The 21,215-nt window shown below is 69.5% G+C and carries 18 protein-coding genes and 2 pseudogenes; 13 read left to right on the plus strand and 7 right to left on the minus strand.

Going from position 1 to position 21,215, the window contains the following annotated elements:
- Positions 1–19: 19 nt before the first annotated feature.
- Positions 20–988 (minus strand): DUF1648 domain-containing protein, encoded by a 969-nt coding sequence (locus BTZ20_RS00195; RefSeq protein WP_077039953.1) that lies wholly within the window; start codon positions 986–988, stop codon positions 20–22.
- 38 nt (positions 989–1,026) lie between these two features.
- Positions 1,027–1,503, minus strand: a complete 477-nt coding sequence (locus BTZ20_RS00200) for an SdpI family protein (RefSeq protein ID WP_077039954.1) — start codon at positions 1,501–1,503, stop codon at positions 1,027–1,029.
- Between the two features lie 129 nt (positions 1,504–1,632).
- Between BTZ20_RS00200 and leuS the strand changes: the two are divergent.
- Positions 1,633–4,478 (plus strand): annotated as a pseudogene (gene leuS, locus BTZ20_RS00205) (leucine--tRNA ligase).
- 70 nt (positions 4,479–4,548) lie between these two features.
- Here the strand turns inward: leuS and BTZ20_RS00210 are convergent.
- Complete coding sequence (locus tag BTZ20_RS00210) at positions 4,549–6,018, minus strand: lipase family protein (RefSeq protein WP_223263543.1); 1,470 nt, start codon at positions 6,016–6,018, stop codon at positions 4,549–4,551.
- 201 nt (positions 6,019–6,219) lie between these two features.
- Here BTZ20_RS00210 and BTZ20_RS00215 point away from each other — a divergent pair, with 201 nt between their 5' ends.
- Positions 6,220–6,594, plus strand: coding sequence for a nuclear transport factor 2 family protein (locus BTZ20_RS00215; RefSeq protein ID WP_077039956.1), 375 nt, complete (start codon positions 6,220–6,222; stop codon positions 6,592–6,594).
- Between the two features lie 132 nt (positions 6,595–6,726).
- Positions 6,727–7,944 carry a heparan-alpha-glucosaminide N-acetyltransferase domain-containing protein gene (locus BTZ20_RS00220; protein ID WP_077039957.1) on the plus strand — a complete coding sequence of 406 codons (1,218 nt, stop codon included), beginning with the start codon at positions 6,727–6,729 and terminating at the stop codon, positions 7,942–7,944.
- Here BTZ20_RS00220 and BTZ20_RS00225 read toward each other — a convergent pair.
- Together BTZ20_RS00225 and BTZ20_RS00230 are read right to left on the minus strand one after the other, a co-directional pair.
- A complete protein-coding gene (locus BTZ20_RS00225; RefSeq protein ID WP_077039958.1) occupies positions 7,937–8,278 on the minus strand; it encodes a hypothetical protein in 342 nt (113 codons plus the stop codon). The genes BTZ20_RS00220 and BTZ20_RS00225 overlap by 8 nt on opposite strands.
- On the minus strand, positions 8,245–8,547 hold the full coding sequence (locus BTZ20_RS00230) for a MaoC family dehydratase N-terminal domain-containing protein (RefSeq protein ID WP_077039959.1): 303 nt from the start codon (positions 8,545–8,547) through the stop codon (positions 8,245–8,247). The genes BTZ20_RS00225 and BTZ20_RS00230 overlap by 34 nt, the downstream gene beginning before the upstream one ends.
- A gap of 241 nt (positions 8,548–8,788) precedes the next feature.
- Here BTZ20_RS00230 and BTZ20_RS00235 point away from each other — a divergent pair, with 241 nt between their 5' ends.
- From BTZ20_RS00235 to BTZ20_RS00260, 6 genes and pseudogenes are all read left to right on the plus strand, one after another.
- Positions 8,789–9,952 (plus strand): Rieske 2Fe-2S domain-containing protein, encoded by a 1,164-nt coding sequence (locus BTZ20_RS00235; protein WP_077039960.1) that lies wholly within the window; start codon positions 8,789–8,791, stop codon positions 9,950–9,952.
- A 51-nt stretch (positions 9,953–10,003) separates the two neighbouring features.
- Positions 10,004–11,185 carry an acyl-CoA dehydrogenase family protein gene (locus BTZ20_RS00240; protein ID WP_077039961.1) on the plus strand — a complete coding sequence of 394 codons (1,182 nt, stop codon included), beginning with the start codon at positions 10,004–10,006 and terminating at the stop codon, positions 11,183–11,185.
- Between the two features lie 41 nt (positions 11,186–11,226).
- Positions 11,227–12,132, plus strand: a complete 906-nt coding sequence (gene bphC / locus BTZ20_RS00245) for a biphenyl-2,3-diol 1,2-dioxygenase (protein WP_077039962.1) — start codon at positions 11,227–11,229, stop codon at positions 12,130–12,132.
- Positions 12,133–12,241: 109 nt separating this feature from the next.
- Positions 12,242–13,717, plus strand: coding sequence for an FAD-dependent oxidoreductase (locus BTZ20_RS00250; protein ID WP_077039963.1), 1,476 nt, complete (start codon positions 12,242–12,244; stop codon positions 13,715–13,717).
- A 236-nt stretch (positions 13,718–13,953) separates the two neighbouring features.
- Positions 13,954–14,766 (plus strand): annotated as a pseudogene (locus tag BTZ20_RS00255) (IclR family transcriptional regulator); the annotation flags it as partial.
- Positions 14,767–14,812: 46 nt separating this feature from the next.
- A complete protein-coding gene (locus BTZ20_RS00260; protein WP_077039964.1) occupies positions 14,813–15,745 on the plus strand; it encodes an alpha/beta hydrolase in 933 nt (310 codons plus the stop codon).
- A gap of 3 nt (positions 15,746–15,748) precedes the next feature.
- Here BTZ20_RS00260 and BTZ20_RS00265 read toward each other — a convergent pair whose 3' ends face one another.
- Positions 15,749–16,366 carry a PadR family transcriptional regulator gene (locus BTZ20_RS00265; protein WP_083742861.1) on the minus strand — a complete coding sequence of 206 codons (618 nt, stop codon included), beginning with the start codon at positions 16,364–16,366 and terminating at the stop codon, positions 15,749–15,751.
- 199 nt (positions 16,367–16,565) lie between these two features.
- On the opposite strand from BTZ20_RS00265, the gene BTZ20_RS00270 reads away from it, so the two are divergent.
- A complete protein-coding gene (locus BTZ20_RS00270) occupies positions 16,566–17,084 on the plus strand; it encodes a flavin reductase family protein (RefSeq protein ID WP_077039966.1) in 519 nt (172 codons plus the stop codon).
- Positions 17,085–17,093: 9 nt separating this feature from the next.
- Here the strand turns inward: BTZ20_RS00270 and BTZ20_RS00275 are convergent, their stop codons facing one another.
- Positions 17,094–18,689 (minus strand): AMP-binding protein, encoded by a 1,596-nt coding sequence (locus tag BTZ20_RS00275; protein ID WP_223263544.1) that lies wholly within the window; start codon positions 18,687–18,689, stop codon positions 17,094–17,096.
- 182 nt (positions 18,690–18,871) lie between these two features.
- Between BTZ20_RS00275 and BTZ20_RS00280 the strand changes: the two genes are divergently transcribed.
- The 3 genes from BTZ20_RS00280 to BTZ20_RS00290 are packed head-to-tail and all read left to right on the plus strand — an operon-like array spanning position 18,872 to position 21,200.
- The gene (locus tag BTZ20_RS00280) at positions 18,872–19,243 is read left to right on the plus strand and encodes a nuclear transport factor 2 family protein (RefSeq protein ID WP_077039968.1); all 372 of its coding nucleotides are present in this window, start codon (positions 18,872–18,874) and stop codon (positions 19,241–19,243) included.
- A gap of 20 nt (positions 19,244–19,263) precedes the next feature.
- A complete protein-coding gene (locus BTZ20_RS00285; RefSeq protein ID WP_077039969.1) occupies positions 19,264–20,928 on the plus strand; it encodes an FAD-binding protein in 1,665 nt (554 codons plus the stop codon).
- A 14-nt stretch (positions 20,929–20,942) separates the two neighbouring features.
- Positions 20,943–21,200, plus strand: coding sequence for a hypothetical protein (locus BTZ20_RS00290; protein ID WP_077039970.1), 258 nt, complete (start codon positions 20,943–20,945; stop codon positions 21,198–21,200).
- Positions 21,201–21,215: the final 15 nt, after the last annotated feature.

The raw sequence follows: 21,215 nt of genomic DNA on the forward strand, positions 1-21,215 counted from the left end.
CGCCGACGCGACGCGGGCGTCAGCGGTCGGCCAGCCGCCGGTCCGCGAGGGCGTTCAGCGCGCCTGCCATCTCCTCGGCCCGCGGCGTGGTGACCGTCAGCCGCTGACCGTTCGCGGCCGTGAAGACGACCGCGGGCCCGGTCGTGGTGACCACCCCGTAGTTGCCGCGGCCCTTCAGACGCAGACCCCAGCCGCCGAAGTCCTTGGACGGGTTCACCTCCTCGACGGCGGCCCCGACCAGCTCCTCGACCCCGTACCCGACCGCGGTCATACCCAGGTTGCGCACCCACAGCCCCGTCTCGTCGAGGGTGACCCGGAAGCGCAGCAGCCCGACCATCAGCACCGAGACCGGCACGAAGACCGCCAGCGGCCACCACGAGCCCGCCCGCGCGCAGAGCGCGGCGGTGATCGCCGCGCCGATCCCGAGCAGCACCGCCGTTGCCGTGCGCCCGAGCCCGAGCCGCTGGGTGATCGGCAGGTCCAGCGGCCCGCGGGGCAGCCGCGGGTCCGGCGGCATGGTCGCCGCGGATCGTTCGCGATAGTCGCGGAGCGTCGACGCCCCGAGGATGCCGACCGCGGCGCCCGCCACGATCCCGAGCCCGATCCACGCCATCGGCAGCGTCACGTCCACGGCCGTCGCGAGATCCAGTTGCGCGGCGAGCAGCGCGATCCACAGGGTGAGCAGCAGGCCGACCACGGTCAGGCCGACGATCAGCATCGCGCGGCGCATCATCAGCAGCGCGCCCGCGAGGGCGGCGATCGCGCTGGCGCCGCATCCGACGAGGAGGATCACGATCACCATGGTCGAGGCCAGCGACCCGGGCGTGCTGAAGCCGTCGGGGCCGCTCCCGGACCAGTGCGTGGCGATGGTCTCGGGCAGGCGCGGGGACCAGAGCCGGGTGAGCGTCAGGCCCAGGGCAGCCGCGAGTACGGGCACACCGATGCCGAACAGGACGCCGGCCGGATCGAAGGTCCGGGAATTGCTCATGGGCGCCGATTCAACCAGGCGCCCGCGCGCGGACCCGTTCAGCTGGGCAGGCAGGCGCCCTTGAGGGCGCAGGATCCGCAGGAGTCCATGCCGCAGTCCGCGGCGGCCGCGGCGTCGGCGGGGTCTTCCGCGGCGGGCTCGGCGGGGCTGCCGCAGCCGCAGTCGTGGCCGCAGCCACCGGCGGGGGCGGCCGCGGCGGCGGCGCGGGCTCCCATGGATCCGCCGTACCCGGCGGTGACCAGGGCCGCGACCACGGCGACGGCGACGGCGAGAAGTCCCCCGGCCGTGCCGAAGGCGAGGGCACCGATACCGCCGATGACCAGCAACAACGCGGCCGCGGCCATGGTGGGCGCGGCGATGCGGTTGGCGAGGCGGAAGGCGTCGTCGCTGGCGAGGGCCTCGGGGGTGGTGACCCCGGCCCAGCGGTTGCGCGGCAGCCGGCCGGCGATCCCGGCGACCGCCACCACGCCGACGGCGAGGGCGACTACGAACAGCACGGTTGCGACGATGACCACGGGTCCAGGGTACGGCGGGGACCGATGACCGGGACTATTCGGGTGACACCTTAGGCTGGTCGACGGTAATCCATGCCCGAGAACCAGCGCCGAGACGCCGAGCTCAGCGCAGAGTAGATAGCGAAACACGTGACCGAGCCAGTGCAGCAGCCAGCGGACGACGCCACCCCTCAGCACCGATACACCGCGGAGCTCGCGGGTCGGATCGAGCGGCGGTGGCAGGAGCTGTGGAGTGAGCGCGGCACCTTCAACGCGCCGAACCCGGTCGGCGATCTCGTCGGGGAGCTGCCCGCGGACAAGCTCTTCGTCCAGGACATGTTCCCGTACCCGTCCGGCTCGGGCCTGCACGTCGGGCACCCGCTCGGCTACATCGCGACCGACGTGTTCGCGCGCTACCACCGCATGCACGGACACAACGTGCTGCACACCCTCGGCTACGACGCGTTCGGCCTGCCCGCCGAGCAGTACGCGGTGCAGACGGGAACCCACCCGCGCACCACCACCGAGTCGAACATCGAGAACATGAAGCGGCAGCTGCGCCGTCTCGGGCTCGGCCACGACGAGCGGCGCTCGCTGGCCACCACCGATGTGGACTTCTACCACTGGACGCAGTGGATCTTCCTGCAGATCTTCAACGCCTGGTATGACATCGACCTCAAGCGGGCCCGCCCCATCGCGGAGCTCGAGGCGGAGTTCGAGTCCGGCGCGCGCACCGCCCCGGACGGACGGTCCTGGACCGCGCTCGACGCGAGTGAGCGCCGCACGGTGATCGACTCGTATCGCCTTGTCTACCGGTCGGATTCGATGGTCAACTGGTGCCCCGGGCTCGGCACCGTTCTGGCCAACGAGGAGGTCACCGCGGACGGCCGCAGCGACCGCGGCAATTTCCCGGTGTTCCGTAAGCACCTGCAGCAGTGGATGATGCGCATCACCGCATACTCGGACCGCCTCGTCGACGATCTCGAGTTCCTGGACTGGCCGGACAAGGTCAAGGCCATGCAGCGCAACTGGATCGGGCGCTCTCACGGCGCCCAGGTCCGGTTCGGCGTGGACCCGGCGGTCGACGACGTCGCGATCGAGGTCTTCACCACCCGCCCCGACACCCTGTTCGGCGCCACCTACGTCACCCTCGCCCCGAGCACGAGCTGGTCGACCGGCTGGCCTCGGGCTCGTACGCCGACGACGTCGACCCCCGCTGGACCGGCGGCGCGGCCACCCCGGCCGAGGCCGTCGCCGCCTACCGCGCCTCCATCGCCGCGAAGACGGACCTGGAGCGGCAGGAGAACAAGGAGAAGACCGGCGTCTTCCTCGGCGAGTATGCGGTGAATCCCGTCAACGGCCACCGCCTTCCGATCTTCATTGCGGATTACGTGCTCACCGGCTACGGCACCGGCGCGATCATGGCGGTGCCCGGGCACGACCAGCGTGACTGGGAGTTCGCGACCACCTTCGGCCTCGACATCGTCGAGGTCATCGCGGGCGGGGACATCGCCGAGGCCGCCTTCACGGGCGACGGTCCGCTGGTGAACTCGGACTACCTGGACGGCCTCGGCGTCGCGGAGGCCAAGGCCGCCATCACCGCGCGTCTCGAGGCGGACGGCACCGGCAAGGGCACCATCCAGTACAAGCTGCGGGACTGGCTGTTCGCCCGTCAGCGGTACTGGGGCGAGCCCTTCCCGATCGTCTACGGCGCGGACGGCGTCGCGCACCCGCTGCCGGAATCGATGCTGCCGGTGGAACTCCCGGAGGTCGAGGACTATGCGCCGGTCTCCTTCGACCCGAACGACGAGAACTCCGAGCCGTCCCCGCCGCTGGCGAAGGCCACCGACTGGGTGAACGTCGAGCTCGATCTCGGCGACGGGCTGCAGAGCTACCACCGCGACACCAACGTGATGCCGCAGTGGGCGGGCAGCTCCTGGTACCAGCTGCGCTACATCGACCCGACCAACAACGACGAGTTCTGCGCCAAGGAGAACGAGCAGTACTGGATGGGTCCGCGGCCCGAGCTGCACGGCCCGAACGACCCGGGCGGCGTCGACCTGTACGTCGGCGGTGTCGAGCACGCGGTGCTGCACCTGCTGTACTCGCGGTTCTGGCACAAGGTCCTCTTCGACCTCGGCTACGTGAGCTCGAGCGAGCCGTACCGACGGCTCTACAACCAGGGCTACATCCAGGCCTACGCGTACACCGACTCGCGGGGTGTCTACGTGCCCGCGGAGGAGGTCACCGAGCGCGACGGCAAGTTCTTCCACGGCGACGAGCCGGTCCACCGCGAGCACGGCAAGATGGGCAAGTCCCTGAAGAATTCCGTTGCGCCGGATGAGATCTGCGAGGAGTACGGCGCGGACACCCTGCGCGTGTACGAGATGTCGATGGGGCCGCTGGACACCTCACGTCCGTGGGCGACCAAGGACGTCGTCGGGTCGCACCGGTTCCTGCAGCGCGTCTGGCGCACGGTCGTCGACGAGGAGACCGGCAAGCTCCGGGTCACCGACGCGGCGCCGTCCGACGACACCCTGCGTGTGCTGAACAAGACGATCGACGGCGTCAACGCGGATTACGCCGCGCTGCGGGACAACACCGCGGCGGCCAAGCTGATCGAGCTGAACAACCACCTGACCAAGGAGTACCCGAACGGGGCGCCGCGGTCGGCGGTCGAGCCGCTGGTGCTCATGCTCGGCCCGCTGGCACCGCACCTCGCCGAGGAGCTGTGGTCCCGGCTCGGGCACGAGACCTCGCTGGCCCACGGACCGTTCCCGCTGGCCGAGGACAAGTGGCTGGTCGACGACACCGTCGAGTACCCGATCCAGGTCAACGGCAAGCTGCGGAGCCGGCTCACCGTGGCCGCCGACGCCGACCCGAAGTCCATCGAGGCCGCGGCCCTGGCCGACGAGAAGATCGTCGCCCTCCTGGAGGGCAACGCACCCCGCAAGGTGATCGTGGTGCCGGGCAAGATGGTCAACATCGTCAAATAGGCGCTCCGCGCCCGTGCGCGGCTAGTGGGTCCAGAGACCCGCTAACCGCGCACAGGTGGCGAAGCCGCCTTCAGCACTCGGTCGGTGCCGGTTCCCCTCGCAGCCGGGCGTCGACCCAGTCGAACGCCCCGGAGTTCCCGGTGAGTTCGCCGAGGATGTGTTCCCCGGGCACCTGCCGGTACAGCGCGCGCACGCCGTATCCGCACTGCTCGTCGTACAGGTTGCGGGAGCCGAGCGCCGGGATCCAGAACTCCTGACCGCCGCTGTAGATGTACAGCGGCGTGCCGGACTTACGGTCCGCCATCTTCATCTTCGTGTAGATGTCATGTGCGACAGGTGAATCCAGCGCACTCTTGACATTCGCGAGCGCCTCGGCCGGTATGCCGAGGACGCCGGCCAGGGCGAGGGTGTTTGCGCACTGGTCCTTGATGGACGTGATGCTGAGCCGCTGACCGAGGGTGTTGATCAGCGGGAGGATCTCGGGGTTCTCCCTCGTGATCCCGAACAGCGCCGCGAGGAACAGCCCCCCGGCGAGGTTGCCGTTCATGGTGCGTCCGAGCATCTCGAAGTCCGCCGGTATCCCGCCCATCGCGGCGCCGACGATGTCGCCCGCCAGTTCGGGGGCGTAGGAATCGATCAGCTTGACCGCGCCGTGCGTCGCGATCGAACCGCCGGAGTAGCCCATCATGGCGAGCTTGCTGCTGCCGAACTCGGCGGGGAACACGGTCCGCATGCCGCGGATGGTGTCGAGGATCGCGTGCCCGGCGACGAAGGGTTCGGCGTACGCCATCCGGGGGCCCTCGTGGTCGGGGATGAGTACGGCGTAGCCGCGTTCCTCGGCCTTCGTGGTGACGGGCCGGACCAGCTCGAGGAAGTTCTCGGTCGGCGTGATCCCGTTACCGAGGGTGTGGCCTGGGGTGCAGCTCCGTCCGAGCCCGTTGATCGGGACGTTGTTGACCAGGACCGGCCGCGGACCGGGGCCGGGCCATGGCGTGGCGGGCACGACGAGAGTCGCGGTCGCGAACGACGGCGCGCCTGCCGAGTCGGTGCTCTTCACCTTGATCTGGCGCACCTCCCGCACAGGACCGCGCAGGAGCGCTCGGGCGGCAGGCGTCACATCGCGGGTCTCGATGACCTGGCCGTTGGTCATGCCGGGCAGGCCTGGCGGGTACACGTCGAAGAACGGGTCCCCGATCGGTTTGGGCAGCATCTCGGCGCGCAGCGTCTCCAGGGGTGGGGGGTCGAGATCGGGCCCCGGGATCACCGAGCCGACCACGCCCGGTATCGCGGACCCCAGCGGCGATCCGGCGGCGGAGCCGGTGCCGAGAGATCCGGTGATCAGCGTCGTCCCGTTCAAGGGCGTGCCGTCCGAGGCGGTGCCGTCCGTCAGGGACCCGGTGCCGATCGAGCCCTCACCTCCGGCGCTGCCGGAGGATTGGGCGACGGCGGTGCCGACCGACGTGCCACCCCCGATCGCGACGCTGACCGCCAAGGCGGCCACACCCATTCGTACCCAGAAACCCCCGTGCTGGATAGGCATGCGCGGCACCGTAACACCGGATTGCCGCGGCCCGAACGGCTTTCGGAGACCACGGTTATCACATCGTGAGCTGTGGTCTACCGAATCCGGACGAACCGGACTCGGGGCGGATCGATGCCGGCTCCTCGTTCCATGGAATCCCGCCGGCATCGCCGGTACCCTCGCAACTAGAACAGGTTCTAACAATGAAGGGGTACCGGCATGGCGGCATCACGCGAAGACATCCTGAACACCATCGAGAGCTACGTGAAGTCGGTGGCCGGCGGCACCGTCGACGACGTCCTGGCGCTGTACGCGCCCGGCGCCACCGTCGAGGATCCGGTCGGCACCGACCCGCGGACCACCGAGGAGTCGCTGCGCGAGTTCTACGGCATCATCGAGCCGCTCGAGCAGACCGCCGAGCTCGGCGTCGTCAAGATCGCGGCGGGCACGGCCGCCTTCAACTTCACCCTCACCACCATCATGGGTGATCAGAAGGTCGAGATCTCCGTCATCGACGTGATGACCTTCGACGACGACGCCAAGATCACCACCATGAAGGCGATCTGGGGTCCGGAGGACATGGTCGCCAGCTGACCGCTCGCCCTGGTCCCGCCTGCGGGTCATACCGCGGTCTGACCCGAGATCAGCTCCAGGCCTGACGACAACGGGTCGCCGCGGCAATACGTTCGGATCGCGACACAATCACCAGGCGACCGAAAGCGTGTGATGACCCAGATCTTGTCCCAGGCCGAGGCCCCGCCGACTCCCCGCTCACTGACCCGCATAGTGGGCGTGGACGTCGCGCGGGGCCTTGCTGTGCTCGGGATGATCGCCGTGCACACCGCCAGTGCCGAACAGATCGGCGAGTTCGCCTACTTCGCGCTCAGCGGCCGGTCCGCCATTCTCTTCGCGGTCCTCGCCGGGGTGTCGCTGGCCCTCACCACCGGCGGCACCCGCCCGCCCGCGGGGCCCGGGCTGGCCGCGGCGCGCAGGTCCATCGCCGCGCGGGCTCTCGCCCTCTTCGTCCTCGGCCTCGTCCTCACCCAGCTCGGTTCGCCTGCGATGGTCATCCTCGCGACGTACGCGGTCCTGTTCCTGATCGCGCTCCCGCTGCTGCGGCTGAGCTGGCAGTGGCTGACCGCCGCCGCGGCCGTCGCCGCCGTCGCGGGCCCGCTGCTCTCGTTCGCAATCCGTTCGCACGTGGCGGTGCCCGACACCTTCGGGGAGACCGCGCGATTCGACATGCTCACCTCGGTCGACGGGGTCCGGCACCTCGGTTCGGTGATCCTGCTGCAGGGCACCTACCCGGTGCTCACGTGGGTGCCGTTCCTGCTCGCCGGCATGGCCATCGGTCGCTGGGGTCTGCGGCGTGAGCGGGCGGGCCTAGTCCTGGTCGCGCTCGGCTCGGCGCTGGCCGTGCTCGGGCTCGGCGGGTCTTGGGTGGCGCTGAACCTGTTCGGCGGCAAGGACGCGCTGGTGGCCCACCTGGACGAGATGATGCCGGGCGAGGGCGCCCAGCTGCTCGCGGACCTGCTCCGCATGGGGAGCTTCGGCACCGTCGGCACCGATCCCTGGCAGTGGATGCTCACCAGCACCCCGCACAGCGGGACCATGTTCGAGGTCGTGGGGTCCGGCGGCGTCGCCGTCGCCGTTCTCGGCATGTGCCTGCTCGCGGCGAGGGTCGCCCCGCGCATCCTGGTGCCGCTGGCCGCGCTCGGCTCGATGCCGCTGACGATCTACGCCGGGCACATCGTCGCCCTGGCGCTCCTGCTGCGCACCGAGTCGTTCACCCCGTCGTGGGCGACCCTGCTCTGGTTCCTGGCCGTACCCCTGGTCTTCGCGACGCTGTGGCGGCGCTACCTCGGGCGGGGTCCGCTCGAGTGGGCGCTGGCCAAGATCGGTGCGGGCGCCGCCCGGCTCGGTTCCCGGCCCGCGGTCAGCTAGCGCGCGCGAACGTCGCCCAGGCCTTGGCGGCGACCGCGCCGCCGGGCCGGGTCGCGGTGAGCACCACGTCCACCCGCGGCTCGCCGTCCTGGACGTACTCCTGCAGCACCTCGCCGGCACAGGCAAGGGTGTCCCCGTCGGAAACCTGCTCGAGGAACCGGGTCCGGAACCGCCGCACCGACTCCGGGCCCAGCCAATCGGTGGCGAAGTTGGCCAGCAGGCCGGAGGCGACGGCATCGGTCGCCGAGCCGTGCGACCAGGAGTCGGCGATCAGCCTGCCCTCGGCGTCGCGGAACTCGGTCAGCTGCTCGGACTCGTTGCCGCGGGAGTGCACGTTGAGTCGATCGCCGGCCCGCGGCGGGGGCCGAAGAACCGGCAGTCCTGCTCGGCGGGCATGGCCTGCTGATCCGGCCGGGCCGATCCCGGCACGAACCCTTCGAAGCAGAGGTAGGTCGGCGGCACCACCGGGCGCTCGGCGTCGCGGTACGCGCCGTGGGTGGAGCGGATGGCCTCCGCGAACTCGAGGATCTTGCCGCGCTCCAGGTCGACGGTGATGCCGGTGAACGGCGCCCCCACCGGGCTCGCTGCGGTTGTGGTGATCATCGATCCGCACCTCCTTCGATCAGTTCGGATACCGCGACGTTAGGTCCGCGGGAGGGTTCCACGGCATCCCCTTCCCGCTGATCGGGAGACCCCGGGCACCGGCTTGCTGGGCGAGGGCGAAATCGTCCCGGTCAGCGGGAAGGCCCCATGAACTCGCATGCCGTCGCCCCGAAGTATGAGGCGCATCACATCAGTGCGTTTCTCGAGCGCGTTTGTCTCGAGAGTGAGAGAAGAGGTGGCAATGGCGCTGCAATCCAAGTCCGAAGCCGACGAGGTCAGGATGATCGAGGCGGCGGCGGCCCCTACCCGGTTTGCCCGCGGTTGGCACTGCCTTGGCCTGCTGAAGTCATTCCAGGATGGAAAGCCGCACGAGATCAAGGCCTTCGGCACCTCGCTGGTGGTGTTCCAGTCGGAGTCGGACGGCAAGATCAACGTGCTCGATGCGTTCTGCCGGCACATGGGCGGCAATCTCGCCCAGGGCACCGTCAAGGGTGACTCGATCGCCTGCCCCTTCCACGACTGGCGCTGGGGCGGCAACGGCAAGTGCACGGATATCCCCTACGCCCGCCGCGTGCCCCCGCTCGCGCGCACCCGGTCCTGGCCGACGCTCGAGCGCAACGGCCAGCTCTACGTGTGGCACGACCCGCAGGGCAGCAAGCCAACCGATGAGGTGACCATCCCCGAGATCGAGGGCTTCGGCTCCGACGAGTGGACCGCCTTGACCTGGAACTCCATGCTGATCGAGGGCTCGCACTGCCGCGAGATCGTCGACAACGTCGTGGACATGGCGCACTTCTTCTACGTGCACTACTCGTTCCCGCGATTCTTCAAGAACGTTTTCGAGGGCCACGTCGCCACCCAGTACATGCGGTCCACCCCGCGTCACGACATCTCGGTCGGCACCAGCTACGACGATCCGAACTCCACCCTCCGATCGGATGCCTCGTACTTCGGCCCGTCCTACATGATCGACTGGCTGTGGAGCGATGCCCAGGGCATGACGATCGAGACTGTGCTCGTCAACTGCCACTACCCGGTCGACGAGAACTCCTTCGTGCTGCAGTACGGCGCGATGGTGAAGAAGCCCAAGGGCATGTCGGACGAGGCGGCCGAGGGCATGGCGAAGCAGTTCGCCGAGGGTGTCGAGATGGGCTTCGAGCAGGACGTCAAGATCTGGAAGAACAAGGCGCCCATCGACAACCCGCTGCTGTCCGAGGAGGACGGCCCGGTGTACCAGCTGCGCCGCTGGTACAAGCAGTTCTACGTCGACGTCGAGGACGTCACCGAGGACATGACCAAGCGCTTCGAGTTCGAGATCGACACCGACCGCGCCGTGCAGAGCTGGGAGGCGGAGGTCGCCGAGAACCTCGCGAACGGCGTCGTCCCCATCCAGGCCAACGCCTGACCCATCCGCCCGACCTGCCCACGATCTACCGATAGACAAAGGAACACCACGATGACCAACAAGGCACTCGACAATCTCATCGAGATCGCGGATCAGATCCGCGACCAGGCGACCGAGGCGGAGCGGATCGGTCGGCTTCCCGACGAGACTGCGAAGCTGCTCAAGGCTGCCGGCCCGATCAAGCAGCTGCAGCCGAAGCAGTACGGCGGATTCGAGGCGCACCCGCGTGCCTTCTCCGAGACCGTGATGAAGGCTGCCTCGCTCGATCCGGCCACCGGCTGGGTGTGCGGCATCGTCGGCGTGCACCCGTGGCAGCTGGCCTTCGCGGACCCGAAGGTGCAGGAGGAGATCTGGGGCCAGGACGACAACACCTGGGTGGCCTCGCCGTACGCGCCCACCGGCATCGCCAAGCCGGTCGACGGCGGCTACATCTTCAACGGCCGCTGGCAGTTCTCCTCCGGCACCGATCACTGTGACTGGATCTTCCTCGGCGCCATGGAGGGCGACAAGGACGGCAACATGGCCCTGCCGCCGCGGATGCTGCACATGATCCTGCCGCGCAAGGACTACGAGATCGTCGAGGATTCCTGGAACGTCGTGGGCCTCAAGGGAACCGGGTCCAAGGACATCATCGTGCGGGATGCCTTCGTGCCCTCCTACCGGGTGATGGACGGCGACGAGGTGATCAACGGGACCGCGCAGAAGAACGCCGGAATGACCGAGACCCTCTACAAGATGCCCTGGTCCAACATGTTCCCGCTCGGCATCTCCTCCGCCGTCATCGGCATCGCCGAGGGCGCGCTGGCCGCGCACCTGGACTACCAGCGTGACCGGGTCGGAGCGCAGGGCACCGCGGTCAAGGACGATCCGTACGTGCTCTTCGCGATCGGCGAGGCCGCCGCGGACATCAACGCAGCCCGCCAGGAACTGCTCGCGAACGTCGACAAGATGTGGGACATCGTTGAATCCGGCAAGGAGGTCTCCTTCGCCGATCGCGCGGCCGGTCGTCGCACCCAGGTTCGAGCCGCCTGGCGCGCCGTCGGCGCCGTCGACCAGATCTTCGCCCGCTCCGGCGGCAACGCGCTGCGCATGGACAAGCCCTTGCAGCGGTACTGGCGTGACGCGCACGCCGGCCTGGCCCACGCCATCCACGTGCCCAGCACCGTCTACCACGCCTCTGCGGTGAGCTCGCTCGGTCTCGACCCGGCCGACAACCTCAAGTCGATGATCTGATCCGGTCCCGCACAGCATTGAAAACAGAAGAAGGACAACACATGACTGACATCAAGGGCTTGGGCTACATCAAGGTCCAGACCAACGACATGGAGCGTTGGCGCAAGTTCGCATTCGATGTGCTCGGCTTCGCCGAGGGCTCCGGTCCGGACGAGAACGCCATCTACCTGCGGATGGACGAGCGCGCCGCGCGCATCGTCATCGTGCCCGGTGACACCGACGAGGTCGTCACCATCGGCTGGGAGGTGCGCGACCACGCCGCCCTGGTCCGCGTGCAGGAGGCCGTCGAGGCCGCAGGCATCGCGGTCAAGCCGCTCTCGCTGGAGGAGGCCGACGCCCGCCGCGTCGAGGAGGTCATCACCTTCCAGGATCCGACCGGCGCCACCCTGGAGATCTTCCACGGGGCGGTCCTCGACCACAGCCCGGTCGTCACCCCGTTCGGTGCCAAGTTCGTCACCGGCGCACAGGGTCTCGGCCACGTGGTGCTGCCGGTGATGGACATCAACGGCGCGTTCGCCTTCTACACCGAGGTGCTCGGGTTCCTCCCGCGCGGCGCCTTCCGCATCCCGGCTCCGCCGGAGTTCGGCCCGATGCGGGTGCGCTTCATGGGCGTCAACGAGCGCCACCACAGCCTGGCGCTGTGCCCCGCCCCGCACGGCGGTGCGCCCGGCCTGGTGCACATCATGGTCGAGGTCGACACCCTCGACGCGGTCGGTCAGGCGCTCGACCGCGTCGTCAAGGACGGCTTCTCGGTCTCCTCGACCCTGGGCAGGCACACCAACGACAAGATGGTCTCGTTCTACGTTCGCGCTCCAGGAGGCTGGGACATCGAATTCGGAACCGAGGGCATGCGGGTAGACGAGAAGTACTACTCCGCGGAGGAGATCACCGCCGACAGCTACTGGGGCCACGACTGGTCCGGCAGCGAGCCCCTGGCGGCGATGTAGTCACACCCCCTCACTTCGCGCGCGGTTCCACCGCTCGTGTGCGCAGCAGCGCACGCGAGCACCGGAGTCGCGCGCGAGGTGTATCCAGACCCGTTCAGGAAGGAACCCGATGACGAGCAACACTGCGACTGTCCGGCCGAGGCCGGCCGTCGAGATCACGCACTGGGACCACGAGGCCGATGTGGTGGTGGCCGGCTACGGCGTCGCCGGCGCGTCCGCGGCCGTGGCCGCGGCGCAGGAGGGCGCCGACGTCCTGGTGCTCGAGCGCACAGGCGGCTGGGGTGGCGCGGCCGCGATGGCGGGCGGGTTCATCTACCTCGGCGGCGGCACCCCACTCCAAAAGGCTTGTGGCTTCGAGGATTCCGTCGAGAGTATGAAGTCCTTCATGACCGCGGCACTCGGCCCCGGCGTCGACGCCGAGAAGATCGACGCGTACTGCCAGGGCAGTGTCGACCACTACGGCTGGCTGGTCGAGTGCGGCGTGCCGTTCAAGGCGAGCTTCTGGGGCGAGCCCGGCTGGGAGCCGCCGGGCGACGACGGGCTGCAGTACACCGGCGGCGAGAACGCGGCACCGTTCGCCGCGACCATCCCGCCTGCCCCGCGCGGGCATGTGCCGCAGATGGCCGACAAGCAGTCCGGCGGCGAGCGGGGCGGCGGCTACATGCTGATGAAGCCGCTCACCGACACCGCGGCCGCTCTCGGTGTGCGCTCGGTCTACGACACCCGTGCACAGACGTTGGTCACCGACGAGTCCGGCCGAGTGGTCGGCCTGGTCGCCACTCAGTACGGGAAGGAGATCACCGTCCGGGCCCGCCGCGGTGTGGTGCTCGCAACCGGCAGCTTTGCGTACAACGACCGGATGGTGGAGGCGCACGCGCCCCGGCTGGTCGGCAGGCCGGCCGCCTCGATCGAGGAGCACGACGGCCGCGCGATCCAGATGGCGCAGGCGCTCGGCGCCGATCTGGCGCACATGGACGCCACCGAGGTCGCATTCTTCTGCGACCCGCAGCTGTTCATCCGCGGCATCCTGGTCAACGGCAGGGGGCAGCGCTTCATCAACGAGGACACCTACCCCGGCCGGGTCGGGCAGGCGACCCTGATCGAGAACCAGAACCAGGCATTCCTGGTGATCGACGAGGCCGCGTACGAGGAGGCGTTGACCACGCCAACCGCCACCCCATTCCTGCGGCATCAGCCGAAGTGGGTGTGCGAGACGGTCGAGGAGCTCGAGGCGGAGATGGGGTTGCCCGCGGGCACCCTGCAGTCCACCGTCGAGGTCTACAACAAGCACGCGGCGGACGGCCAGGACCCGGTGCTAGGCAAGAAGTCGGAATGGGTCAAGCCGATCGGGTCGCCGGTCGCGGCGATCGACCTGCGGGGCATGACCGGTGGCTTCACCCTCGGCGGCCTGCGCACCAGCGCCGATTCCGAGGTGCTGCACGTCTCCGGCGAGCCGATACCCGGCCTGTTCGGTGCAGGCCGCTGCACCGCAGGCGTGTCCGCGGGCGGCTACGCCAGCGGCGCATCACTGGGTGACGGCAGCTTTTTCGGCCGCCGCGCGGGTCGGTCCGCCGCCAAGGGCTGATCCCACTGAACGGACGATAACCGCTGGTCAACCGCAAGGGCCCCGGGTCGAGACATTCGACCCGGGGCCCTTTGCCGTCCCGTGACCGAAAACGAACCACTCGGTCGTGTGTGACAGCCGACACAAGCTCGTGCTATCAATAGTCATATTCCTAATCGAAACACCCCGGTCGGACCCCCAGCCGATCGTCGCACCAACCCGGCGCCCCCAGCCGCCAAGCACTCCCGGAGGACCCCATGACAACTTTGGTCGACGCCAGCACCCCGAGCGCCGTACTCGATCGCGTCTCGCTCGTTCTGGATGCCTTCGACGGACCGGGCCGGCTGACGCTCGCTCAGGTGGTTCGGCGCACCGGGCTGCCGCGCTCCTCGGCGCACCGGATGCTCGAGCGGCTCGTCCACCTCCGCTGGCTGCGCAGGCAGGGGCGCGACTACGAGCTGGGCATGCGCCTGGTGGAACTCGGCTCCCTCGCGGTGCACCAGGATCGGATGCACCGGGCCGCGCTGCCCTTCCTGCACGAGCTGCACCGGGTGACCGGCCACGTCGTCCACCTGGCGATCCTCGACGGTCCCGACGTCGTGTACCTCGAGAAGATCGGCGGCCGGATGGCCGCCGCCATCCCGACCCGCGTCGGCGGCCGCTACCCCGCGCACTGCACCGGGGTCGGCAAGGCGATCCTCGGGTTCGCGGGTGAGGCCCAGCTCGCGGCTCTCGACGGCGACCTTCTCAGCCGCAAGACCAAGTACTCCATCTCCACAGGGGCGCAGCTCCGCGCCGAGTTGGCCAAGGTGCGCGAGCAGGGCATCGCCTACGAGCGCGAGGAGTCCCTGCCCGGGTTCGGCTGTGTGGCTGCCCCGATCGGGAACATCGGCGAGGCCGTCGCCGCCGTCTCGATCTGCGGTCCGGTCTCGCAGATGAAGCTCGACCACCGGCTCGCCGCACCCGTCCGGATGACCGCGCTGGGCATCTGGCGCAACATCGAGGGCGGCCCGGTCCGGGTCCAGCCGACCCTGCAGCAGCAGCCGCGCCCCATCCTCGGTGGGCCGTCGGCCCACCGCCCCGCCCCGCGGCGGCGCCGACGGATCTGCAGTACGCATGAGCGTCGACGCCGAGGTGGCAGCGATTCTCGACGCGCTGGACGCCGGATTCCCGAAGGTCGAGACCATGACAGGCGCACAGGCGCGCGCCGCGATCCGGGCCAGGCTGGTGCGGCCCGATCAGCCGGAGCCGGTCGCCGAGGTCACCGAACGCGTGGTCCCCGGCCCCGGCTCTGACCTGACGGTCCGGATCTACCGGCCTGCGGTCACCGCAGGAGCGGAGATGCCGATCGTCGTGTTCGCGCACGGCGGCGGGTTCGTGTTCTGCGATCTGGACACCCACGACGGGATCTGTCGGGCGATGGCCAACGGTGTCGGGGCGATCGTGGTGTCGGTCGACTACCGGCTGGCCCCGGAGGCGCGGTGGCCCGCCGCCGCCGAGGACGTCTACGCCGTGGTGGCGTGGGCGGCCGAGCACGCGGCGGAACTCGGTGGTGACGCCGGCCGGGTCGTGGTCGCAGGGGACAGCGCCGGTGGCAACCTGGCCGCGGTGACCTCGCTCCTGGCCCGCGAGCGCGGCGGCCCTGCCCTCGCGGCGCAGCTGCTGCTCTACCCGGTGATCGCCGCGGACTTCGAGACCGATTCCTACCGGGAGTTCGCGACCGGTCACTTCAACACCCGTGCCGCGATGCAGTGGTACTGGGATCAGTACGTCGCGGTCGAGGACCGGGATCACCCCCACGCCTCTCCCCTGCGCGCGGAGCTCGCCGGCCTACCGCCGTCCGTGGTGGTGACCGCGGGCTGTGACCCGCTCTGCTCGGAGGGAGACGCCTATGCGAATGCCCTTGCCGCCGAGGGTGTTCAGGTCAACCATCGTCGATACGACGGGGCGATTCACGGGTTCATGACGATGGGCATGCTGGCCCTGGCGCGCACCGCGCAGAAGCAGGCGTGGGCGGACCTGAGGGAAATCCTCGACCCAGACCGCTAGAGCTCACTCGAGGTCGGGGTTCTCAGACTCGGTCTCGACCTCCACCTGGCGCCAGGCGCCGGGGGTCGGCTTCGGGAAGCCGGCGTCGTCGCCGTCCTTGACCTGTGCGAGGACGGCGTCGGCCTTGTCGATGTCGGCGATCAGCTGCTCGGCCAGGTCGCGCTCGGCGGCGTAGTACCGCTCGGCCCACCGCAGCACGATCTGGGAGTACGCCCATGCCGGTTCTTTGTCCGCGCCGGAGGCGTCGGCCGCGGCGCGTCGTTCCATCTTCGACACGTACTCGATGTGCTCGCGGAGGATCTCCTTGAGCCGTTCCGGCTTGTTCAGGTGTCCGAGCCAGATGCGAAGCATCACACCGTGTTTGAGGATGGGCGGGTCGATCGGAGCCTCGTTGGACCAGCGCCCGACCGCGGCGGTTCCCGACTCGGTGATCTTGTAGAGGCGGCGGCCGCGGACGCCGTTGTCGTGCTGCACCCGGGACGTGACGAAGCCGTGCTTCTCGAGCTTCTTCAGCTCCGTGTAGACCTGGCTGAAGGACGGGCTCCAGTAGAAGAACTTGATGCTCCAGTCGGCCCACTTCTTGAGCTCGTAGCCGGACAGCTCCTCGTCGAACGCGAGCATGCCGAGTACAGCCCAGCTGGTCGCGGGCAGGTTGGGTAGATCAGACTCGGAGGCCGGTTCGGTCGGTGCCACCTCGGGAGCCTAGCAACTGGACAGATGACCTGGACAAGGCAAGCTACCACTGACCGGGAACCTGGATGGCGCCACACACAGGGTGTGGCGATCCTGGTTGTTGCCCGTTTCATCAGGAGGAACCGCAATGAGCGCAGAGATCACAGCCGTCGCCGAGCAGGACGCTCTCTCGGCTCCCGACGCCGCCACACTGAGAAAGGTGATGGGGCACTTCTGCACCGGGGTCGCGGTGATCGCCGCCCACGACGGCGACCGGCCCCTCGGGTTCGCCTGCCAGTCGGTGGTGTCGGTGTCGCTGGATCCGCCGTACATCTCGTTCTGCCCCGCGAAGACCTCCACCAGCTGGCCGCTGCTGCGCGAGGCCGGGTCGCTGTGCATCAACATCCTCGCCCACGATCAGAAGGACGTCTGCTCGACCTTCGCGGTGAGCGGCGGCGACAAATTCGCCCAGGTCGATTGGAGCCCGGCGGGCAACGGTGCCCCTGCGCTCGGCGGCGCGCTGGCGAGGATCGAGGCCACGGTCGAACTCGAGCACGACGCGGGCGACCACACCATCGTGCTTGCCCGCATCACCGACCTGACCGCGGATGCCGACGGCAGGCCGCTGTTGTTCTTCAAGGGCGGATTCGGCGGGTTCTCGGAGTAGCCAAGCGCCTCAGGCGGTGCCGCGGTGCTCCGCGCGCCGCTGCAGGGCCAGCTCGCGCAGCGCCCGTCGGGACGGCTTGCCCGCGGCGATCCGCGGCATCTCGCTGAGCAGGATCACCTCGGCAGGCACCTTGTAGCCGGCGAGCGCATCGCGACAGTGCTCGATCAGCTGCCGTCCGGTCACGGTGTGGCCGGGGCGCGGGACCGCATATGCGATCCCGCGCTCCCCCAGCCGGTCGTCGGGTACCCCGACGACCGCGACCTCGCCGACCGCCGGGTGCCTGCTCAGCACCTGCTCCACCTCGGAGGGGTACACGTTGAAGCCGCCGACGATGAACATCTCGCCGATCCGGTCGACGATCCGCAGTTCCCCGGCCTCGAGCACCCCCACGTCGCCGGTGTGCAGCCAGCCGTCGCCGTCGAGGGTCTTCGCGGTGGCCGCCTCGTTCTCGAAATAGCCCGACATCACGTTGTATCCGCGGACCAGGACCTCGCCCGCGGTGCCATTCGCGACGGCGTTTCCCTCGGCGTCGACCACGCGCAGCTCCACTCCAGGTAGCGGCGGCGCGGCGAGTGAGACGGTCTGCGGTTCGGGGTGTCTCGCGGTCACGGTGCCGCTGGCCTCGGTGAGCCCGTAGCCGGTGACGATCAGCGGGATGCCAAGCACCAGGCGGATGCGGTCGAGCAGCGGGGCCGCAACCGTCGCCGCGCCGGTGACGGCGAGCCGCGGGGTGTGCGCCCGCGGGTCTCGCTCCGCGGGCGCCGCGGCGATCAGGTCGGCGAACAGCGTCGGCGGACCGGACAACACGGTGATCCGTTCGGTCGCGATCCGGGTGAGCGCGGCAACCGGGTCGAACACGTCCACGGCGACGTAGCAGCCGCCAGCGGCCAGCGCCGCCAGCAGGCCGGCGTTGAGGCCGAACGAATGCGACAGCGGGGTCACCCCCAGTACCCGGTCGCCGCGGCCGATCCCCAGCCGCTCGGACAGGGACCGGTACACGCGAACCAGTTGTCCGTGCCGGAGCACCACGCCCTTGGCCGGGCCGGTCGAGCCGGACGTCGACATGATGTAGGCGAGGTCGTCGGGCCCGGGCGGGCCAGCCCGATGGTTCGCCCGCAGGTCGACGGCGCGTGGCTTCGCCGCGCACCCGAGGAACTGCGCCCAGCTCGTGATGTGGAGGTCCGGCTCACGGTGGAAATCGACGATCCGCTCCAGATCCGGGAGGCCGAGCACCGGCCGGTCGGGTCCGGATTCGCCCGCGGCCGCCCGGAGCATCGCGGCGTAGCCGGTGCCGAGGAATCCGTCGTCCACGAAGAGCACCCGGCTGCGGGTCGTGCGCAGCTGGTGCGCGGCCTCGGCGCCTCGGGCCCTGGTGTTGACCGGCACCACCACCGCGCCGATGGAATGGGCGCCGAGAGCGACCACCGCCCAGCGAGCGGAGTTCGGCGCCCACAGGGCGATGCGGTCGCCGTGCCGGATCCCGCTGGCGGACATCGCCATCCCCGCACGGGAGGCGGCCGCCGCGAGCTGCTCGTAGGTGAGCCGCTCCCGTCCGTCCACGACGGCCTCGCGTTCGGGGTGGCGCCGCGCGGACTCGCTCAGCACCGCCCATATCGTGTCGGGGGAAATGTCGCCGACGGTCATAACCGAGGGACCGTACCGGACATCGTGGCACCTCTGTTCCGCTGGTCGGCGGCCTCCCGCTGGGCGGGAAGGCCGGGGGCACGGGCGGGCCGTTGTGGCTACCGTCACACGTACAGACCGTACCCATATGCCCGGGAGAGATCATGGCCTCAGCAGACGACATCCGTTCGACGGTGTCGAAGTACCTCGACGCGGTGGGGGGCGGAACGTCGGCCGACGTCGCCGCCCTGTACGCGGACGACGCCACCCTCGAGGACCCGGTTGGCACCGAGCCGCTGGTCGGCCGCGAGGCCATCGAGAAGTTCTACAGTGCGCTGGACGCGGTGCAGAACAAGACCGAACTGCTCTCCATCCGGGTCGCCGGCAATTCGGCCGCCTTCGCGTTCCGGGTGGTCACCGACACCGGCGAGCAGACCATCACGATCGAACCGATCGACGTCATGACCTTCGACGACCAGGCGCGGATCACCAGCATGCGCGCGTTCTGGTCGCAGGACGACATCAGCTTCGGCTGAGTATCACCAGAGAGAGAACTATGTCTGCAAGCGAACAATCCTGGGACCATGAGGTCGATTTCGTCGTGGTCGGCAGCGGTTGCGGCGGCCTGACCGGCGCCCTCTCCGCGGCCGACCGGGGCCTGGACACCCTCGTCATCGAGAAGGCCGCCGTGTACGGCGGCACGACCGCACTGTCCGGCGGCGGCATCTGGGTCCCCAACAACCCGCTGCTCGTCCGTGAGGGACTCGGCGACTCGCGCGCGGACGTGCGCACCTACCTCGACGCCGTCGTCGGGGATCGGGTGCCCTCGAAGAACCTCGACGCGTTCATCGACGAGGGCCCCCGCACCCTCGAGTTCCTGGAAACCTCGAGCCCGCACATGCGGTTCCAGTGGTGCACCGGCTACTCCGACTACCACCCCGAGCAGCCGGGCGGCCGCCCCAACGGCCGCACGATCGAGCCGCTCCCGGTCAACCTCAAGGAGCTCGGCGAGGACGAGGACCTGCTGCGTCCGGCCGCGCTGGCGACGCCCCCTGGGCTGTTCATCACCTCGAAGGACTTCGTGCAGCTCAACATGGTGACGCGGACATGGAAGGCCAAGTGGACCGCGCTGCTCACCGGGCTGCGGGCCGTCAAGGCCATCGTGCTGCGTCGGCACATGGACACCCTCGGCCGCGCGCTCATCGCCCGGCTGCGGCTGGCGCTCAAGGATGCCGGTGTCCCGCTGTGGCTGAACACCGCGCTGCAGTCCCTCGTCACCGACGAGTCCGGCGCCGTCACCGGCGTGGTCGCCGAGCGCAACGGCAAGCAGGTGCGGATCCGCGCCCGCCGCGGCGTGCTGCTGGCCAGCGGCGGCTTCGAGTACAACGAGGAGATGCGCAAGCGCTACCTCCGCGAGGGCGGCAAGGACAACTTCAGCGCCGCCGCGGTGGAGAACACCGGTGACGGCATCATCGCGGGCGAGAAGCTTGGTGCCGCTTTGGATCTCATGGACGACGCGTGGTGGATGCCGTCCTTCCGGCGCCCCGACGGCATCAACCAGGTGCTGGTCTCCGAGCGCTCGATCCCCCGCTCGATCATCGTCGACCAGCACGGCAAGCGCTTCACGAACGAGGCGTCGCCGTACGTGACGTTCGTGCACGATCAGCTCGCAGGCGGACACGAGCCCACCTGGTTCGTCTTCGACCACAAGGCCAAGGGCCGCTACCCGATCGGTGGCATCATGCCCGGGCAGAAGTTCCCCAAGGCCTGGCTGGAGAGCGGTCTCATCCAGACCGCCGAGACCGTCGAAGAGCTCGCGGAGAAGATCGACGTCCCCGTGGCCGCGCTCGCCGACACCGTCAAGCGGTACAACGGATTCGCCAGGGCCGGCCGGGACGAGGACTTCAACCGGGGCGCCAGCGCCTACGACAACTACTACGGCGACCCGACCCTGGCGCAGCCCACGCTGGACGTGCTGGACCAGGGGCCCTACTACGCGTTGCGTACCAGGGCAGGCGACCTCGGCACCAAGGGTGGACTGGTCTACAACGAGAAGGCGCAGGTGCTTCGCGCCGACGGTGAGCCCATCGCGGGCCTCTACGCCACCGGCAACACCTCGGCCGCGGTGATGGGCAACGACTACGCCGGTGCCGGCGCGACCATCGGTCCGGCAATGGTGTTCGGCTACATCGGCGCGCGGCACGCCGCCGGGGTCAACTAGGAGACGAGGCGACCATGCAGGAACTGAGCTGCACCAGCTGCGGGAACCGGGTGTTGGTGGAGAAGTACAGCCCCACCCACACCAGCATCCAGTGGCTGGCGGACGCGGAGGTGTCCTGCCCCGAGTTCGCGCGGCAGGCCGCGCTCGGCGTGGACAGCAAGTGGATCCCCACGTGCACCGCGCTGCGTGACTCCATCGAGGAGGCCGCGATGAAGGGTGTACTCGAGACCGATGCCCTCCGGAGCTATCCGGTTCCCGGTCGCCTGGACTGACCCGAGCCAAACCCG

The sequence above is a fragment of the Rhodococcus sp. MTM3W5.2 genome, assembly GCF_001984015.1.
In the GTDB taxonomy this organism is placed as follows: Bacteria; Actinomycetota; Actinomycetes; order Mycobacteriales; family Mycobacteriaceae; genus Rhodococcus_G; species Rhodococcus_G oryzae.

Excerpts from the sequence above, each read along its gene's own strand:
- BTZ20_RS00230 (WP_077039959.1), bottom strand. The coding sequence starts at position 8,547 with ATGATCACCACAACCGCAGCGAGCCCGGTGGGGGCGCCGTTCACCGGC.
- BTZ20_RS00215 (WP_077039956.1), top strand. The coding sequence starts at position 6,220 with ATGGCGGCATCACGCGAAGACATCCTGAACACCATCGAGAGCTACGTG.
- BTZ20_RS00195 (WP_077039953.1), bottom strand. The coding sequence starts at position 988 with ATGAGCAATTCCCGGACCTTCGATCCGGCCGGCGTCCTGTTCGGCATC.
- BTZ20_RS00280 (WP_077039968.1), top strand. The coding sequence starts at position 18,872 with ATGGCCTCAGCAGACGACATCCGTTCGACGGTGTCGAAGTACCTCGAC.
- BTZ20_RS00250 (WP_077039963.1), top strand. The coding sequence starts at position 12,242 with ATGACGAGCAACACTGCGACTGTCCGGCCGAGGCCGGCCGTCGAGATC.
- BTZ20_RS00235 (WP_077039960.1), top strand. The coding sequence starts at position 8,789 with ATGGCGCTGCAATCCAAGTCCGAAGCCGACGAGGTCAGGATGATCGAG.
- BTZ20_RS00290 (WP_077039970.1), top strand. The coding sequence starts at position 20,943 with ATGCAGGAACTGAGCTGCACCAGCTGCGGGAACCGGGTGTTGGTGGAG.
- BTZ20_RS00240 (WP_077039961.1), top strand. The coding sequence starts at position 10,004 with ATGACCAACAAGGCACTCGACAATCTCATCGAGATCGCGGATCAGATC.
- BTZ20_RS00270 (WP_077039966.1), top strand. The coding sequence starts at position 16,566 with ATGAGCGCAGAGATCACAGCCGTCGCCGAGCAGGACGCTCTCTCGGCT.
- BTZ20_RS00265 (WP_083742861.1), bottom strand. The coding sequence starts at position 16,366 with ATGCTCGCGTTCGACGAGGAGCTGTCCGGCTACGAGCTCAAGAAGTGG.
- BTZ20_RS00210 (WP_223263543.1), bottom strand. The coding sequence starts at position 6,018 with ATGCCTATCCAGCACGGGGGTTTCTGGGTACGAATGGGTGTGGCCGCC.
- BTZ20_RS00260 (WP_077039964.1), top strand. The coding sequence starts at position 14,813 with ATGAGCGTCGACGCCGAGGTGGCAGCGATTCTCGACGCGCTGGACGCC.
- BTZ20_RS00285 (WP_077039969.1), top strand. The coding sequence starts at position 19,264 with ATGTCTGCAAGCGAACAATCCTGGGACCATGAGGTCGATTTCGTCGTG.
- BTZ20_RS00220 (WP_077039957.1), top strand. The coding sequence starts at position 6,727 with ATGACCCAGATCTTGTCCCAGGCCGAGGCCCCGCCGACTCCCCGCTCA.
- bphC (WP_077039962.1), top strand. The coding sequence starts at position 11,227 with ATGACTGACATCAAGGGCTTGGGCTACATCAAGGTCCAGACCAACGAC.